Origin of the sequence: Nonomuraea sp. NPDC050394, from assembly GCF_044459065.1 — a bacterium.
Classification (GTDB): Bacteria; Actinomycetota; Actinomycetes; order Streptosporangiales; family Streptosporangiaceae; genus Nonomuraea.
The window spans coordinates 598,698-613,355 of record NZ_JBITIO010000002.1 but is presented as its reverse complement, the minus strand read 5'-3'; the positions used below and the strand labels follow the sequence as shown (position 1 = coordinate 613,355).

At 71.2% G+C, this 14,658-nt stretch carries 15 protein-coding genes; 5 read left to right on the top strand and 10 right to left on the bottom strand.

What is annotated here, in order from left to right:
• Window positions 1-27: 27 nt before the first annotated feature.
• A complete protein-coding gene (locus ACIBKY_RS10900) occupies window positions 28-225 on the bottom strand; it encodes a hypothetical protein (RefSeq protein ID WP_397096294.1) in 198 nt (65 codons plus the stop codon).
• Between the two features lie 403 nt (window positions 226-628).
• Here ACIBKY_RS10900 and ACIBKY_RS10895 point away from each other — a divergent pair, with 403 nt between their 5' ends.
• From ACIBKY_RS10895 to ACIBKY_RS10885, 3 genes are all read left to right on the top strand, one after another.
• Window positions 629-1,825 (top strand): DUF418 domain-containing protein, encoded by a 1,197-nt coding sequence (locus ACIBKY_RS10895; protein WP_397096292.1) that lies wholly within the window; start codon window positions 629-631, stop codon window positions 1,823-1,825.
• 296 nt (window positions 1,826-2,121) lie between these two features.
• On the top strand, window positions 2,122-2,865 hold the full coding sequence (locus ACIBKY_RS10890; protein WP_397096290.1) for a carbonic anhydrase family protein: 744 nt from the start codon (window positions 2,122-2,124) through the stop codon (window positions 2,863-2,865).
• A gap of 111 nt (window positions 2,866-2,976) precedes the next feature.
• Window positions 2,977-3,489: a hypothetical protein gene (locus tag ACIBKY_RS10885; protein WP_397096288.1), complete on the top strand. Its 513-nt coding sequence runs from the start codon at window positions 2,977-2,979 to the stop codon at window positions 3,487-3,489.
• Between the two features lie 270 nt (window positions 3,490-3,759).
• On the opposite strand, the gene ACIBKY_RS10880 is transcribed toward ACIBKY_RS10885, so the two are convergent.
• From ACIBKY_RS10880 to ACIBKY_RS10855, 6 genes are all read right to left on the bottom strand, one after another.
• Window positions 3,760-4,491, bottom strand: coding sequence for a hypothetical protein (locus ACIBKY_RS10880; RefSeq protein ID WP_397096286.1), 732 nt, complete (start codon window positions 4,489-4,491; stop codon window positions 3,760-3,762).
• 299 nt (window positions 4,492-4,790) lie between these two features.
• Entirely contained in the window at window positions 4,791-5,609 is an 819-nt protein-coding gene (locus tag ACIBKY_RS10875) for a 2-keto-4-pentenoate hydratase (protein ID WP_397096284.1), read from the bottom strand.
• Between the two features lie 3 nt (window positions 5,610-5,612).
• Window positions 5,613-6,617, bottom strand: a complete 1,005-nt coding sequence (gene dmpG / locus ACIBKY_RS10870; protein WP_397096282.1) for a 4-hydroxy-2-oxovalerate aldolase — start codon at window positions 6,615-6,617, stop codon at window positions 5,613-5,615.
• Window positions 6,614-7,489, bottom strand: a complete 876-nt coding sequence (locus ACIBKY_RS10865; protein ID WP_397096280.1) for an acetaldehyde dehydrogenase (acetylating) — start codon at window positions 7,487-7,489, stop codon at window positions 6,614-6,616. Before ACIBKY_RS10865 ends, dmpG begins: the two co-directional genes overlap by 4 nt.
• Before the next feature lie 41 nt (window positions 7,490-7,530).
• The gene (locus ACIBKY_RS10860) at window positions 7,531-8,007 is read right to left on the bottom strand and encodes a RidA family protein (protein WP_397096278.1); all 477 of its coding nucleotides are present in this window, start codon (window positions 8,005-8,007) and stop codon (window positions 7,531-7,533) included.
• 29 nt (window positions 8,008-8,036) lie between these two features.
• A complete protein-coding gene (locus ACIBKY_RS10855; protein ID WP_397096276.1) occupies window positions 8,037-8,759 on the bottom strand; it encodes an aspartate/glutamate racemase family protein in 723 nt (240 codons plus the stop codon).
• Window positions 8,760-8,869: 110 nt separating this feature from the next.
• Between ACIBKY_RS10855 and ACIBKY_RS10850 the strand changes: the two genes are divergently transcribed.
• Entirely contained in the window at window positions 8,870-9,781 is a 912-nt protein-coding gene (locus ACIBKY_RS10850) for a LysR family transcriptional regulator (RefSeq protein ID WP_397096274.1), read from the top strand.
• 176 nt (window positions 9,782-9,957) lie between these two features.
• On the opposite strand, the gene ACIBKY_RS10845 is transcribed toward ACIBKY_RS10850, so the two are convergent.
• The 3 genes from ACIBKY_RS10845 to ACIBKY_RS10835 form a co-directional block, all read right to left on the bottom strand.
• Window positions 9,958-10,230, bottom strand: a complete 273-nt coding sequence (locus tag ACIBKY_RS10845; RefSeq protein WP_397096272.1) for a hypothetical protein — start codon at window positions 10,228-10,230, stop codon at window positions 9,958-9,960.
• Between the two features lie 396 nt (window positions 10,231-10,626).
• Window positions 10,627-13,092: an FtsX-like permease family protein gene (locus ACIBKY_RS10840; RefSeq protein ID WP_397096270.1), complete on the bottom strand. Its 2,466-nt coding sequence runs from the start codon at window positions 13,090-13,092 to the stop codon at window positions 10,627-10,629.
• Entirely contained in the window at window positions 13,092-13,865 is a 774-nt protein-coding gene (locus tag ACIBKY_RS10835; protein ID WP_397096268.1) for an ABC transporter ATP-binding protein, read from the bottom strand. Before ACIBKY_RS10835 ends, ACIBKY_RS10840 begins: the two co-directional genes overlap by 1 nt.
• A 170-nt stretch (window positions 13,866-14,035) precedes the next feature.
• On the opposite strand from ACIBKY_RS10835, the gene ACIBKY_RS10830 reads away from it, so the two are divergent.
• A complete protein-coding gene (locus tag ACIBKY_RS10830) occupies window positions 14,036-14,650 on the top strand; it encodes a TetR/AcrR family transcriptional regulator (RefSeq protein ID WP_397096266.1) in 615 nt (204 codons plus the stop codon).
• Window positions 14,651-14,658 lie beyond the last annotated feature (8 nt).

The following is a 14,658-nucleotide window of genomic DNA, read 5'->3' as shown; positions in this document are numbered from 1 at the left end:
GTCGGCAAGAGTGCGCGATGGCGGCCGTCACTTCGGGTGGGTGGCCTCGCGGATCGCGCCGATCATCATGTCCGGTTCCGCGTCGAAGATCTGATCGGGCGTCAGCGAGCGCAGGCCGGGCAGCAGGGCCTTCAGCCGTCTCGCCTCCGGGCTCGCCTCCGCGGTGAGCGACAGCGCGGCGTTGCGTCCGGGCGCGGTCGGGTCGCCGTGGGACTCGCGCTGCACCCGTCCCGAACACGAAGTCCACGAAGATCAGGTAGTGCCGGGCGGCGGCCTGGTCGTCGAGGCCCGCCGCGAGGAGGATGGCCGCGATCGTGTCGGCGATCCGCGACCCGCCCGGTCCGGCAAGGCCACCTGAACGGAGGCGTCCGCCGCATGGATCGTTCTTCCGTGATTGGCGGTTGGCCCCACGCGGCAGCTCGCCGCCTTGGCCCCGTTTCACGCTTTCACCACCACCTTCTGTGATCTTTCTCCCATTGGGTTGACTGTAGTGCCACTACAAAAACATTCTTGTAGTGGCACTACAAGAATGAGGTGGAATGAACGGACGCGAAGGCATGAAGCTCGAAGCCCCGGCCGCTCTGCCGGAACACGTCAGCCAACCTGTGGGCTCCGGCGGTACCCCCGCATGACCGTCGCCGAACCACGCCCCGGCGGCCGGGCCCTTGCCCCCGATCTCGCCCGCGGCGGCATGTTGCTGCTCATCGCCATCGCCAACACTCCCTGGTACCTGTGGGACAGACCCCTGCGCCCCAGCACGATCCACCCGCCGGGTGGCTCGGCCCTGGACCGGATCGTGCAGGTGCTGAGCATCGTCACGGTGGACTTCCGCGTCTACCCGATGTTCGCGTTCCTGTTCGGTTACGGCATGGTGCAGGCGATCAGGCGGCGGCAGGCGGCGGGCCAGGCCGGAGACGCCGCGCCGGCCCGTCTGCGCCGCCGCCACCTGTGGCTGCTGGCGTTCGGACTCGTCCATGCCGCGCTGCTGTGGCAGGGCGACATCCTCGGCGCGTACGGCCTGGCCGGGCTCCTGCTGGCCCCGCTGTTCCTCCACCGGGGTGACCGGACGTTGCTCACCTGGTCGGTGATCGGTTTCTGCCTGCTCGTGGTCGTCACGTCGATCGGCGTCGCGGCCGCGTACCTCACCACGGGCGTGTCCGAGCTGCCCGGGGTCGTGAGCCTGGGCACGGCCGCCAGCGGGCAGGGCGACCTGCTCGCCGCCGCCTTGGACCGCTTGGCGTTCTGGCCGGTGGTCACGGTCGGTCAGGGCCTCCTCGCGCTGGCCCTGCCCGTCGCCATCGTGCTCGGCATGTGGGCCGCGCGCCGGCACGTGCTGGAACGTCCGTCCGTCCGGTTGCCGCTGCTGCGATGGGTGGCCGCCGTCGGCGTCACGATCGGGTGGCTGGGCGGGTTGCCCCACGCCCTGGTCGTCATGGGCTGGTGGGCGATGCCACCGGAGTCGACGGTCATCTTCGAGCTCACCCAGCTGACCACCGGCCTGCCCGCGGGACTCGGCTACGCGGCTGCCTTCGCGCTCCTGGGACACCGGCTCACCAGAACCACGAGGCGGGGGCCGGCCGTCCTGGCCGTCGCCGCCCTGGGCCGGCGCTCGCTGTCGGGCTACCTCGCCCAGTCGGTGCTCTGCGCCCCGGTGCTGGCCGCGTGGGGCGCCGGACTCGGCGCTCACCTGCACAGCGCGGCCATCGCCGGGTACGCGGTCGCCGTATGGCTGATCACCGTGGCCGGAGCGTGGCTCCTCGAGCGCCACGGCCGGCCGGGACCCGCCGAGGTGGCGCTGCGCCGGCTGGCACGGCAGGAAAGATGACCCACCACCTGGGTCCGGTCACCCATCACGCGACGCAACGGCACGTTGACACCGCACAGGATTGTCACGGCCCACCTCCGGCCGATCCCCGACGCACTCGCCGGCGCCCGTGTGTGGACGGTGGTGTACGAGTCCGGCCGGCGAGAGGCCCGGGGACCACGGTTTCGCCGGAGAATACAAGCCTCGAATGATCGCGAATCCCGATTTATCGTGAAAACACCCCGCTGCAGAACCGTCTCGCCAGAGCACGCGTTCCACCACCGAGTCCGGGATGATCCGCGAACGAAAGGTGCTACATGCAGTCTCGTTTGGCCAAGTTACTGACCGCCGTCGCTACAGCGACGATACTCATCGCAGTACCCGCGCAGGCTCAGCAGTCCTGCACCGGAGCCCCGGGCCACGTCCAGAGCCCCGTGGAGATCGACCGCTCCCAGAACTGCGGCGCCGCCACCCCGGCGATCACCATCAGCTACGGCTACGCCGACGGGCAGATGCAGTTCCGCGACAAGAACCTCAACGGTGTCGTCGACAACCACGACGACGTCTCCTTCGTCCCCGACCAGCTCAGCGACCCGCACATCATGTACGGCACCACGAAGTACGAGCTCACCGAGGTTCACTACCACTTCGACGCCGAGCACAAGTTCCAGGGCCAGGCAGCGGCCCCCGCGGAGGCCCACTTCGTCCACAAAGACGCGTCCGGCGACACCGTGGTGCTCGGCGTCCTCATCGACGGCGTGGGCGTTCCGGCTTCCGACGCGCACGACCACCCCCTCAACGGCGTGCCGGACACGCTGGGCGCAAGCTGGAGCATCGGCTCGGTGAACCTCGCCGGAATGCTCCCGGCCGGCAAGGCGAGCTTCCGCTACTCCGGCTCGCTCACCTCGTCCCCCTACACGCCCGTGCACTGGGTCGTCTTCAACGACCACGCCGAGGCCACCGCCAGCACCATCGCTCAGGTGAAGGCACCTTTCGGGGCGGCAGGCAACAACCGCGGCCGGCAGAACGTGGCGCCGAGGATCCACCCCGGCAACCCCTGACCGACAGGTAGCCGCCGCCCGCCCGCTGATCAGCGCACCCGAAGCGCGACGCCCCGTACGAGGACACCTCGTTCCCCCGGGGCGGGCCGCCGATCTGGACTGGCGTCCAGATTGGCGGCCGTCACACGGCTGCCCGTCCTCGTGCCGGTGGCCGGGTCGATGACCCGGGATCGCCGAGCGGCCCATGGCCAGGGCGACCGGCTTGCCGTGCGGGCGTACCACGCCCAGACCACGCGGGCGGCCCGGCAGACGGAGGGCTGGGTGGGCGACGCGCCCGGCCCGGTCCCAGCACTGCAGAGTGCCGCGCTTGCCGCCGTCCCCGGCCGCGATGATCAGCTCGTCGGAGAGCACCACGTGGCTGACCTGGCGGGAGAAGCCGTGCAGCGGCCTGCCGCGTTCCCCGCGAGTGCGCAGGTCCCAGACCCTGACGACCGGGGAGAAGGCGCCGCCGCCGGTGACCACCGTGGTGGCTTCGGCGGCGATCGCCCGCACACCGACGTCCGGCGAGACAGGCTCACCGACGGACGCCCCGGTCGCCGGGTCGACCACCTGCCACCCACCCACGTCACGAATCGTGACGGCGAGGTGCCCGGCCGGAACGAGCCTGGTCATCCGGTCGGCTGATGAACCGTGCGCGACCGCGACGGTCCGCCCGGTGTCAAGCTCGAAAGAGCGCAGCGCGTTGTCGGCCCCGCCCGTGACCACCAGGCTCCCCTCGGCGGCCGGCGTGGTCACGTGTCCTGGCACGTCGAAGAGGGCGCGCCCGGTCCCCCGACCGGGTCCCAGGCGGTGATCCTGCTGCGGTCCTCGTGACCGTCGAGATCGAGTTCTCGCCGGCCGCGTGCAACCTGCCGGGGTGCCCGCCCCCGCGCCGACGTGCCCGCGGAGGAGCGCTCAGCCGGCCCACTCGTCGGGGCCGGACCTCGTTCCCGTGTCGAACCTCGCCGTCACGGGCGCCGGGCTCCAGTCGCTCACCTCATCACCCCTGTCAGCGCGCAGCAGCCGCGCCTGCGTCGCGTCCATCAACGGGTCGGCGCCGGGCAGGAACTCCGGGCCGTTGACGAAGTGCATGACGGCCCCGACGACATCCTGGCGGTCGTCCTCGTCGAGATCCTCGGCGTCGAACGGCCTCCAGCCCGTCGCGGTGGCCGCCGCCAGAAGGCGAGCGGGGTCGTGGACGTGTACCTCCAGCAGGCTGATCGTGCGTACGACCGGCCCGGGGAAGGCCTCAAGGCGGGCGTCGCCCGGCGTGCGGCTCTCAAGGTCGTCACCGAAGCCGGCCGACTCGCCGCGGCCCCGCCGCAGGGACTCCCACGTGGCGGCCAGTTCGGGGGCGTCGTGCCAGGTGCCGTTCACGGCATCGGCCAGCGTACGGCGGAAGGAGGCGGCGGGCGCGTCGGGCAGGGCCGCCGCGATCCGCTCCGATGCAGCGCGGGCGGCGGGGCCCAGGCCGTTCTCCAGCGCCGAGGAGAGAAGGTGGGCGGCGTGCTGGGCGACGACGGGATCGGTACAGGTCAGTACGGCATGCAGGGTCGTGGGCTGGCCGGAGCGCTCGACGAGGGCGTACACCCTGCTCTTGGCGCGGGTGTGCTCACAGTGGAAGGCGCGAGGGACGGCAGAGGTCATGATCGGGTTCTCCAACAACGTGAGGTACGTGGAAAACCGCTGGTGGGCGCGGTACGGCCACGCCCCCTGACGGAGAAGTCCTGCCCGCTGGTGCTGCTGGTACGGTCAGCTGCCCGGTTCGGTGTTCGCATCGTACCGCTTGGGTGCTGTCTCGGTGTGACCACGCGTCGCCCGGACCAGGCGGGGGCGAGGTCTCCGGCGGCGTCGTCGCCGGAGATTCGCAGGCTGCCAGGCAACCCCGGCCCCGGAACGGCGAGTGGTGGCGAAGCCGTGCCCCGCCGCCGGCCGCCGTTCCGCCGCTACGCCCCCGCGCCGGACGTATCCGCCGGCTCTTCCTCGGCCAGCACCGCCGTCACCTGGCCGATCCCGGGGAAGTCCGCCGTGATGCTGTCGCCCGGCGCGATCGTTATGGCCCTGGTGATGGAGCCGGACAGCACGACCTGGCCTGGCTCCAGCGACACCCCCTGCGCGCCGATGGCGTTCGCCAGCCAGGCCAGAGCTTTGAACGGCGTACCGAGGACCGCCGCTCCCGTGCCGGTTTCGGTGACCACGCCGTTCCTGGTCAGCGCGCAGTTCGCGGATCTCAGGTCGACGTGCGCCGGGTCGATCGGCGTGCTTCCGAGTATCGCCGCCCCGGACGATGCGTTGTCGGCGATCGTGTCGACGATCGAGATCTTCCAGTCCCGGATCCGGGAGTCGACGATCTCCAGTGCCGCCAGCAGGTATCGCACCGCCCCGCAGGCGTCGTCGACGGTGACGCCGGGCCCCCGGAGAGGGGCGTCCAGGACGAAGGCGATCTCCGGTTCGATCCGAGGCTGGATGAACCCGCGGGCGGGGATCGGCTGGTGCTCCGGGTGGAACATGCTTGCGGTCAGATGGCCGTAGTCCGGCTCGTGGACGCCCATCTGGCGCCGAATCGCGGCCGAGACCAGGCCGATCTTGTGGCCGCGTACCTCGTCTCCGGCCTCGGTCCAGGACCGCACCTGCTCCTGCTGGATCCGGTAGGCGTCGGAGATCGTCGCGCCGGGGTAGGTGATGCTCAGGGGAGGAATCGGTGTGCCCGACCGGTAGGCGCCGCGCAGCGCGGCGGCCGCCTCCCGGACCTCTGAAGGTCTCATCACTTACGCGCTTCGCGTCCGGCTCGAAAGCTCCGCCGCCACGTCGATGATCATGTCCTCCTGGCCTCCGATGACCTCGCGCCGGCCCAGCTCCAGGAGGAGCTCACGCACGGGTACGCCGTACTTGTCCGCCGCGCGCTTCGACGGGTGGAAGAAGGTGGAGTAGAGACCGGCGTAGCCGAGCAGGAGCGCGGTCTCGTCGATGATCTGCGGTTCGGTCATCAAAGGCACGATGAGGTGTTCGGCGACCTCGACGAGTGCGAGGACGTCGGCCCCCGTGCGGTGACCCGACCGTTCCAGCGCCGCCGCGAGAGCCTCCGTCTGGGCGTTGCCGGCGCTGGCTCCCAGACCTCGGAGCGAGCCGTCGATGTAGGTCGCTCCGTTCTCGACCGCGGCGAGCGCGTTGCCGATGCCCACGCCCAGGTTGTTGTGGGCGTGGAACCCGACGTCCGCGCGGACCGCGTCGCGCAGCGCGGCCACGCGGGCTCCGGCCGAACCGGGCACGAGCGCCCCGGCAGAGTCGACCACGTAGATGACCTGCGCGCCGTAGGAGTCCAGTTTGGCCGCCTGCCCGGCGAGTTCCGCGGGTTCGAGCTTGTGGCTCATCATCAGGAAGCTCATGACGCGCATGCCGTGGTCGCGGGCATGACGGATCGGCTGCTCGGCGCAGTCGGCCTCGGTGCAGTGCGTGGCGACACGTACCGTATTCGCTCCGGCGTCGCGGACGGCGTCCAAGGCCGCGAGCGTCGAGATTCCCGGCACGTACAACACGGCGATGTCCGCTCTGTCCACCGCGGCGACGGCGGCCTGAACGTACTCGACGTCCGTCGCGGCGGCGAACCCGTACTGGATCGAGGAGGCGCCGATGCCGATGCCGTGGGCGACCTCGATGACCCGGACGCCCGCCCGGTCGAGGCCGCCGGCCACCGCGCCGACCTGTTCCGGTGTGAACTGGTGCGAGACACTGCTCATGCCGTCACGCAGGCTCGTGTCCACGAGAGTGATCATCGGGTGGCTCCCAGGGTCTTCTCCGCGATCCGTTCGGCGACGGCGGTCGCGGCGGCGGTGATGATGTCGAGATTGCCCGCGTACGCGGGCAGGAAATCGCCGGCGCCCTCCACCTGCACCATGACGGTGACCAGGTTGCCGTCGACCTCCATGAAGCGCAGCCGGTAACCCGGCACGTACTGCTGAACCTTGGCGACGACCTCCCGCACGGCGCGCTCGATGCGGTCGGCGTCCTTCCGGCGGACCCTCGCGTACACGGTGTCGCGCATGACCATGGGCGGATCGGCCGGATTGATCAGTGAGAACGCCTTGGCCTCGTCTGCTCCGGCGACGGCGGTCAGGGCTTGTCCGGTCTTCTCGCTGAACTCGCTGAGGTTCCACCGGGTGCCCGGACCCGCACTCGCGCTCGCGATGGTGGCGACGATCTCGCCATACGAGACGTCGGCGACCTGGTCGATCGCGTACAGGAGGGGGATGGTGGCCTGTCCCGCGCAGCTGACCATGTTGAGGTTCGGCGCCTGCAGGTGATCGTCGAGGTTGACCGCGGGGACGACCCACCGTCCGACCGACGCGGGTGTCAGGTCGATCGCGGTGATCCCCGCGGCCTCGTAACGTGGCGCGGCCGCGGCGTGCACCTTCGCCGAGGTCGCCTCGAATACCAGCGGGGGCCGGTCCGATCGGCTGAGCAGCCCGTCGACGCCCTCCGCGGACACTTCGAGGCCGAGGTCCTCCGCCCGCCGCAGGCCCTCGCTGTCCGGGTCAATTCCGATCATGATACGTGGGTCGATGAGTTCGGATCGGCGCAACTTGTAGAGGAGATCCGTTCCGATGTTGCCGGAACCGACGATCGCCGCCGGGACTTTCACGGGCATGCTGACGCCCTCCTTGTGACCGTTTTCAGGGGTACGCGGGCTCAGCCGCGTACCGGCCGATGGATCTCGACCAGAAGTTCCAGTTCGACGGGTGCGTTCAACGGCAGCGCCGACACCCCGACCGCCGAGCGGGCATGCCGTCCCGCCTCGCCGAAGAGTTCGCGGAGCAGGTCGGAGGCCCCGTCGCCGACCTGCGGGAGTGCGGTGAAGCCGGCCGTCGACGCGACGAACACCAGTGCCTTGACCACGCGGGAGACCGCCGCCAGATCGCCGATCTCCGCCTTCAGCGCGGCCAGCGCGTTCAGCGCGCACTGGCGCGCGCACGCGTAGGCGACGTCCACGCCGACCGTGTCACCGAGCCGGCCGGCCGCGATGAGCCGCCCCTCCCGCAGGGGCACCTGGCCCGAGACGTGGACGTGGTCACCGCTGCGTACGGCGGGCACGTAGGTCGCGACCGGGGGGACGGCCTGCGGCAAGGTCAGCCCAAGCTCCTTGAGGCGCCGTTCGGGAGGTGACATCCTCCGCTCCGTTCCGCGGAGTCCCGGGTTCATCGTGGGCCGCCGTGCCACTCGGGCATCGCCCGCTCGCCGACGGCGACGTCGTAGGCCGCGCGGGCCAGCAAACGGGTCGAATCCAACGTCGGCAGGCAGGAAACGTCGGGCGTGATCAGCAACGGGATCTCGGTGCAGACGAGCGCGACCGCGTCACACCCCCGGTCGGCCAGCCGTTCGATGACGCGGAGATACTCCTGGCGTGAGGTGTCGCTGATCACGCCGTTCACCAGTTCCTTGAAGATGACCTCGTTGACGAGGGCGCGGTCCTTGGCGTCCGGCAGCTCCGCGGCGATCCCGCGAGCGGCCAGCGCCCGTGGGTAGAGCGGGCCGTCCATGGTGTAGCTGGTGCCCAGCACGCCGACGCGGGTGTGTCCTTCGGCCGCGGCCTGGTCAGCGACGACCTCGGCGATGTGGAGACCCGGCAGGGGGAGGTCCGGTCCCCGCACTTCCAGGGCCAGGTGCGCGGTGTTGTCCGGGCAGGCGAAGAAGTCGGCGCCGGCCCGGGCCAGCCGTTGCGCGCTGGTCGCCAGGGTCGCCCGGACGGTCGCGTGATCTCCGCTCTCCCAGGCGGGCATGCTGTACCCGAAGGCGATGTAGTCCAGGGTGACGTCGGGATGCTCGTTGCGACCGGTCCTGCGGAATCCCTCCTCGCAGAAGGCGAGGAAGCAAAGGGCGGCTCCCCCCGTGCTGTGAGCGAGAACTCCAAGGTGTTTCACGACGGCTCCGGCGTTTCAAGAAATCGGGACGGCTTCATTCTTCACCGGCGAACCCCAACTGCCTATGACAAGGCATCGATCGATATATCATCCATGCTGTGGAGGCATGGATGGATCTGCGGTTGCTCGGGTACGTGGTCGCGATCGCCGAAGAGGGGTCCATCAGCGGAGCAGCTCGCCGCCTGCGGCTGACCCAGCCCACCCTGAGCCGGCAGCTGCGTGAACTGGAACGACGCCTGGGGGCCGAACTGTTCGCCCGAGCGGGCCGCGGCCTCCTTCCCACCGCGGCCGGCGAGGCGCTGCTCCGGCGGGCCGTGCGCATGCTGGCCGACGCCGAAGCCACCCTGAACGACGTGCGGCTCGCCGCCGAGGGCAAGATCGGCCGGGTGACGGTCGGGTTCGCCGGATCGGGCATCAACGGCGCGCTGGGAGACGCCCTCGGACGGCTGCGAGCGGAACTCCCCGACGTCGACCTGTCCCTGGTGGAGCTGTTCGACGACGCCGAGATGTCGGCCGGCATCCTGGACGGAAGCCTCGACGTGGCGGTGCAGCGGCTGCCGGTTCGCGACGCCCGTCTCGCCACACAAGTCTGGACACGCGAGCCGCTGACCCTCTTCCTGCCGGCCGGGCACCCACTCGCCACGACCCGTGAGCCGGCACCCGTCTCCGTACTCGGGGAGATCCCCCTGGTGCTGTGGCCACGCGAATCCGCGCCTCACGCGCATGACGAGATCACCTCGTTGTGCCACCACGCCGGGATCGTGCCGCGCGTCGGCGCGCGGGGCCGGACCGTCCAGACGATCCTCGCGCTGGTCGCCGCCGGTTTCGGCGCGAGCGTGATGGCCGACTCCTATCGCGTGCTGCACCGGGAGGGCGTGGCGTCTCGGCGGCTCGCGGGCACCGCCACCACCTTGCACCTGGTCTGGCGAGACGGAGACATGAGCCCGCTTCTCACACGTTTCATGACCGCCCTGAACGCGATGGCGCACCGGGCCTATGATCAGCCGATCGTGGGGCAATAGGACGGGGCCCACATCCCTCCACGAGGAGGGAACGAGGCCGTACTTCTCACCGGGCTGGTTGGGCAGAGAAACCGCGGGTCACATGCCGCGCGCGGGGCGCTGTCATACGAGCAGTGCCTCGACACCGGCGAGGCACCGGAGGATGTTCCACCTGGTGTGCCCCAGCCAGCCGCCGATCATGAACACGAACCAGCTGGGACCCGGCGGCGGCAACGCTCCGCCTCCCGCGGCGTAGCCGTTGGCTCCGGCGTCGGGATGACGGCGGCGAAGGCCGCCCGCTCGAACCTGAACACGTCCTCGACGCGATAGGTCCAGCGGCGGTCGGCGAGGTTCAGCTCCTTCACCGCGAACGAACCTTGGTCGGTGTCGAGCCGGTACATCCGGTTGGCGAACCCGCCGTGGACGCGAATCATCTGCCCGATCGGCGCGCCGAGCTGCGACAGGTTCACCCACGCATGCTAGGGGCCGGCGGTTCGTCGACGCACCGGGCTTTCCGGCGCCGCTGACCAGAGAGAAAGGGCCGTGCCCGGTGGCGGCCCGGCACGGCCCTTTTGTTCGCCGGTGAACGCCCGTTACCGCGGCGTCCGGCGAGCTGTGCGGTCGTTACGGCGGCGAGCCGGTGAGGTGGACGACCGTGTCCCTGGAATGTGCCCAGCCCCGTACGGCGGATGGGGCTGGGGCGGCTTGCCGTAACGACAAGGTGGCAGGACCGCGGCGTTGTGGTTGGTGCGGCGGAAGCCGAGGCGGGTGGGCAGGCCGCCGATGCCGGTCATGCGGTTGCGGGCCTCGGTGAAGTGGCTCTTGCCGGTGTCCGATACCGCAGAGACGCACTGTCGAGATCGTCATCACTCGGTCGCCACCGCCTCGATGGGCGGGCGGCGCGTGCTTCGCCAGGCGGGGACGAGCATGGACACCAGGGCGAGCGCCGCCGCGGCGGCGACGATCGACAGGAACGTCAGGGGAGAGCCGGACGGCAGCGGCGTCCCCTTCACCACCAGGCTGAACGGGACCAGGGTGGTGGCGGCGGCGACGCCGCCCAGGATGACGCCGATGATCGCCACCAGCGTGCCCTCGACCAGGACCATGCGCAGTACCTGCCCGCGGGTCGAGCCGGTGAGGCGCTGCAGGCCGAACTCGCGCCGTCGCGCGAGCGTGGCCATGACCTGGGTGTTCACCACCGCGATCACGGTGTAGGCGGCGATCATCCCGACCAGCGCGTAGTTCACCCACGCCCCGATCGCCGCCTGGTCCTGGAAGGAGCGCAGCTGTGCCGTACGGTCGCCCAGGATGACGTCGTGACAGCCGGCCGCGAAGTCCCGCAGCGCCCCCACGTCCGCGGACCGCACCAGGAGCTGCGTCGGCAGCCCCGCGGACGTGTGCGGCGCCAGCGTCCGCACCGGCATGAGCAGAGTCTCGAACCCGGGCCGGGCGGAGACGGTCGCGACCACGTTCGCCGCCAGGGGGAACCCGTCGCCCAGCCGCAGTTTGACCGTGTCGCCCACGCCCACGCCCCACCGCCGCGCCAGCGAGGACGGCAGCGCGACGGTGTCCCCGGCGAGTGCGGACAACGATCCGGCGGTCACCGTGTACCCCGTCGTCTCGCTCACCGCGCCCGCGCTGACGCCCTGGACCGGCCTGCCCTCGTCGGAGCCGTCGGCCGGATCCATCACGAACACCGACGACGACACCACCTCGGACACCGCGCTCACCCCGGGCACCGCACGGACCCGGTCGGCCATGGCGGGGGAGATCCCGCCCGCCGTGGCCGACAGCACGGCGTCCGCGCGCAGATTCTCGGTGTACGCCAGCCGCGCCGCGTCGGCCATCGTGGACTGCAGGAAGATGTTGGCGGTGGCGATCCCGGTCGCGAGCATGATCGGCGTTGCCGCGGCGGCCACCTTGACCGTGTATGCCCCGGCATTGATCATCGCCAGCCTGCCCGGCTCACCGGTGACCAGTCCCAACGGCCCGCGCAGCAGGCGTACGCACACAGTGGTGACGCCCGGCGCGATGAGCGCGAGCCCGATCGCCCACACCATCGAGGTCGGACCGGCCGTGGACGCCGCGACTGGCCCCTCGAACAAGGTCACGGTCGTGACCATCAGCACGATGCCGCCCGCGAACGTCAGGGACGCCAGGATCGCCCGCGGCCGGGTCAGCCAGCGCCGCTGGATCGCCGCCTCCGCCAGCGCCTGGGTGGGCCGGATCCGGGCGGCCCGGTGCGCGGCGATCAGTGCCGCGCCGGTGGCGCTGAGCAGGCCGACCCCGACCGCGACGAGGACCGGCAGCACGCCCTGCTGGTAGGTCAGTTGCGGCGGCGCCATGCCGGCGCCAGTCATGAGGCTCAGCAGCCACTTCGCGAGCTGGACGCCGGGCAGGCACCCCAGCGCCGACGCTACGGCGGCCAGCAGCATCGACTCGCCCAGCACCATGGCGCGCAGCTGGCCCGGTGTGGTGCCGATCGTGCGCAGCAGCGCCATCTCCCGTTCGCGCTGCTGGATGGAGAGCACGAGCGTGGAGGCGATGACGAACACCGCCACGGGAACGGTGAGCCCGCCGGTGACGCCGGCGAGGATGACCAGCATGGTCCCCGCCGCCGCGACCTCGGGGAACTCCGAGACGCCGCGCTCGTTCCCGGACAGCAGGACCGCGCCCGTCCCCTTGACCGCCTCCGTCACCCGGCGCGACACGTCGGCGACGTCGGCGCCCGGGGCCGCGACGACGCCGATCAGGTCGGCCCCGCCGGTGCCCGACAGCCGCGTCACGTCGGCGGTGGCGAAGTAGACGCCGTCGCCGGCGATCGTGCCGCTGACCCGGTACCGGCCTTCCTCCCCCCGGGCCACGAGGTCCACCGTGTCACCCGTCCGCACGCCGTACGCGCGGCCGAGGACGACCTCTCCCCGCGACGGCGCCGCGCCGTCGGCGAGCGTGTACGGGGCGAGCACGCTGGTCGCCCAGTCGTGCCCGCTGACCTGCCTGCCCCGCAGCGAGACGGGAACACTGACATCCGGTACGGCGGCGCCGACCCCGGGCAGGTCACGGATCCGGTCGGCGAGCCCGCGCGCGACCCGTACCCGCTCGGGCAGGAGCGCCGTCTCCGCGTCGTCGCCACCCGGCAGCTCAAGGGTCTGCCCGGCGACGACGTGGATGTCGGCGGCCGCCAGGCGCTGTAGCGGAGCCGTGGCCCGCAGCCCGGTCTCCATCAGAGCCCCGGTCGCGAACACGATGACCGCGCCGAAGAACATGGCGACGAACGTTCCGACGAAGGCGCCCCGGCGGTGACGCAGCGAGCGCAGCGCGATCCCGAACATCAGCGTCCCCCAGCCACGGCGTTCCCGGCGGCCCACGCGCCGAGGTGGGTCAGCCGGTCGGCCACCGCGTCGGCGGACGGCCTGGCCAGCGAGCCGGCGAGCCTGCCGTCGGCCAGGAACACGACCTGGTCGGCGTACGCCGCGGCCACCGGGTCATGGGTGACCATGATGATGCTCTGGCCGCTGTGGTCGACCGCCGACCGCAGCAGGTCCAGCACCTCCCGCGCCGTCCTGGTGTCGAGGGCGCCGGTCGGCTCGTCGGCGAAGATCACCGCGGGCCTGGTGACCAGCGCCCGCGCGATCGCCACCCGCTGCTGCTGACCGCCGGACAGTTCCGCGGGCCGGTGGCCCACCCGGTCCGCGAGCCCGACCCGGCGTACCACCTCGGAGACCAGCGCCCCATCGGCCTTCTTGCCCGCGAGCTTCAGTGGCAGCGTGATGTTCTCCGCCACGTTCAGCGCCGGTAAGAGGTTGAACGCCTGGAAGACGAAGCCGATCCGCTCGCGCCGCAGACCGGTCAGCGCACGCTCCGACAGGGTGGTCAGGTCGGTGCCGTCCAGGGTGACCGATCCTTCCGTCGGCCGGTCCAGCCCCGCCGCGCAGTGCAGCAGTGTGCTCTTGCCCGAGCCCGACGGTCCCATGACCGCGGTGAACGTCCCCTTGCGGAAGTCCAGGGTGACGCCGTCGAGCGCGGTCACGCCGCCGCCTCCGTGCCCGTAGATCTTGCGTACGGCGCCCAAGCCGACGGCCACCGGCGCGTTCCCCACGTCCATCTCTGCCCCTTTGTTAGCCCTGGAAATGAGCGTAGGGAGCGGGCATTCCCGCGACGATCATGCTGGCGGTACCCGGCCGGTAGGGGCAGCACCACCTCGCGGTAGGTCGGCGGCGAGGCGGAAGCCGGCCGAGGGCGGAACGGGTGAACCCCCCGGGGTAACCTCGCCACGTGAGGGTGACCAGGAGCGATGGGATCCGGCGGCGCAACGAGATTCTGGACGCCGCGTTGCGCTGCTTCGACCAGCGGGGCCTGATGGCGACAGGGATCGAGGACATCCGCCGGGCCGCCGGCGCGAGCCCGTCGAGCGTCTACCACCTTTTCGGCGGTCTCGGTGGGTTGACGGTGGCGCTGCTGACTCGGACATTCGAGCGGGTCGGCGCCCGCCTGCGAACGGAGGCCCTCGCCTCGGCCACCGCGCACGACGCGGTGTGCGCGCTCGTGGACACGCATCTGGCGTGGGTGGCCGCGAACCGGGCGGAGGCTCGCTTCATGTACCAGGCCATGGCGCTGGAGCTGGCAGCGGATCACGCCGCGGAGCTTGCCGAGGTGAAGCAGCGGTTGCTGGCACCTGTCATGTCACACCTGGCACGGCTCGCCGGGCCGGGGGAACTGCCGGAATGGACACCGGAGCAGCTGCAAACCGTACTGTTCGGGCCGAGCCACGACGCGTGCCGGCGGATGCTCGCCATCGGCGAGGACGATCTCGGCTGGGCACGGGCCGTCCTGCCGGAGCTGGCCTGGCGCTCGATCCAGATAGTTGGAAGTTCTCTCCAACTAGAGTAGGTTCCGTC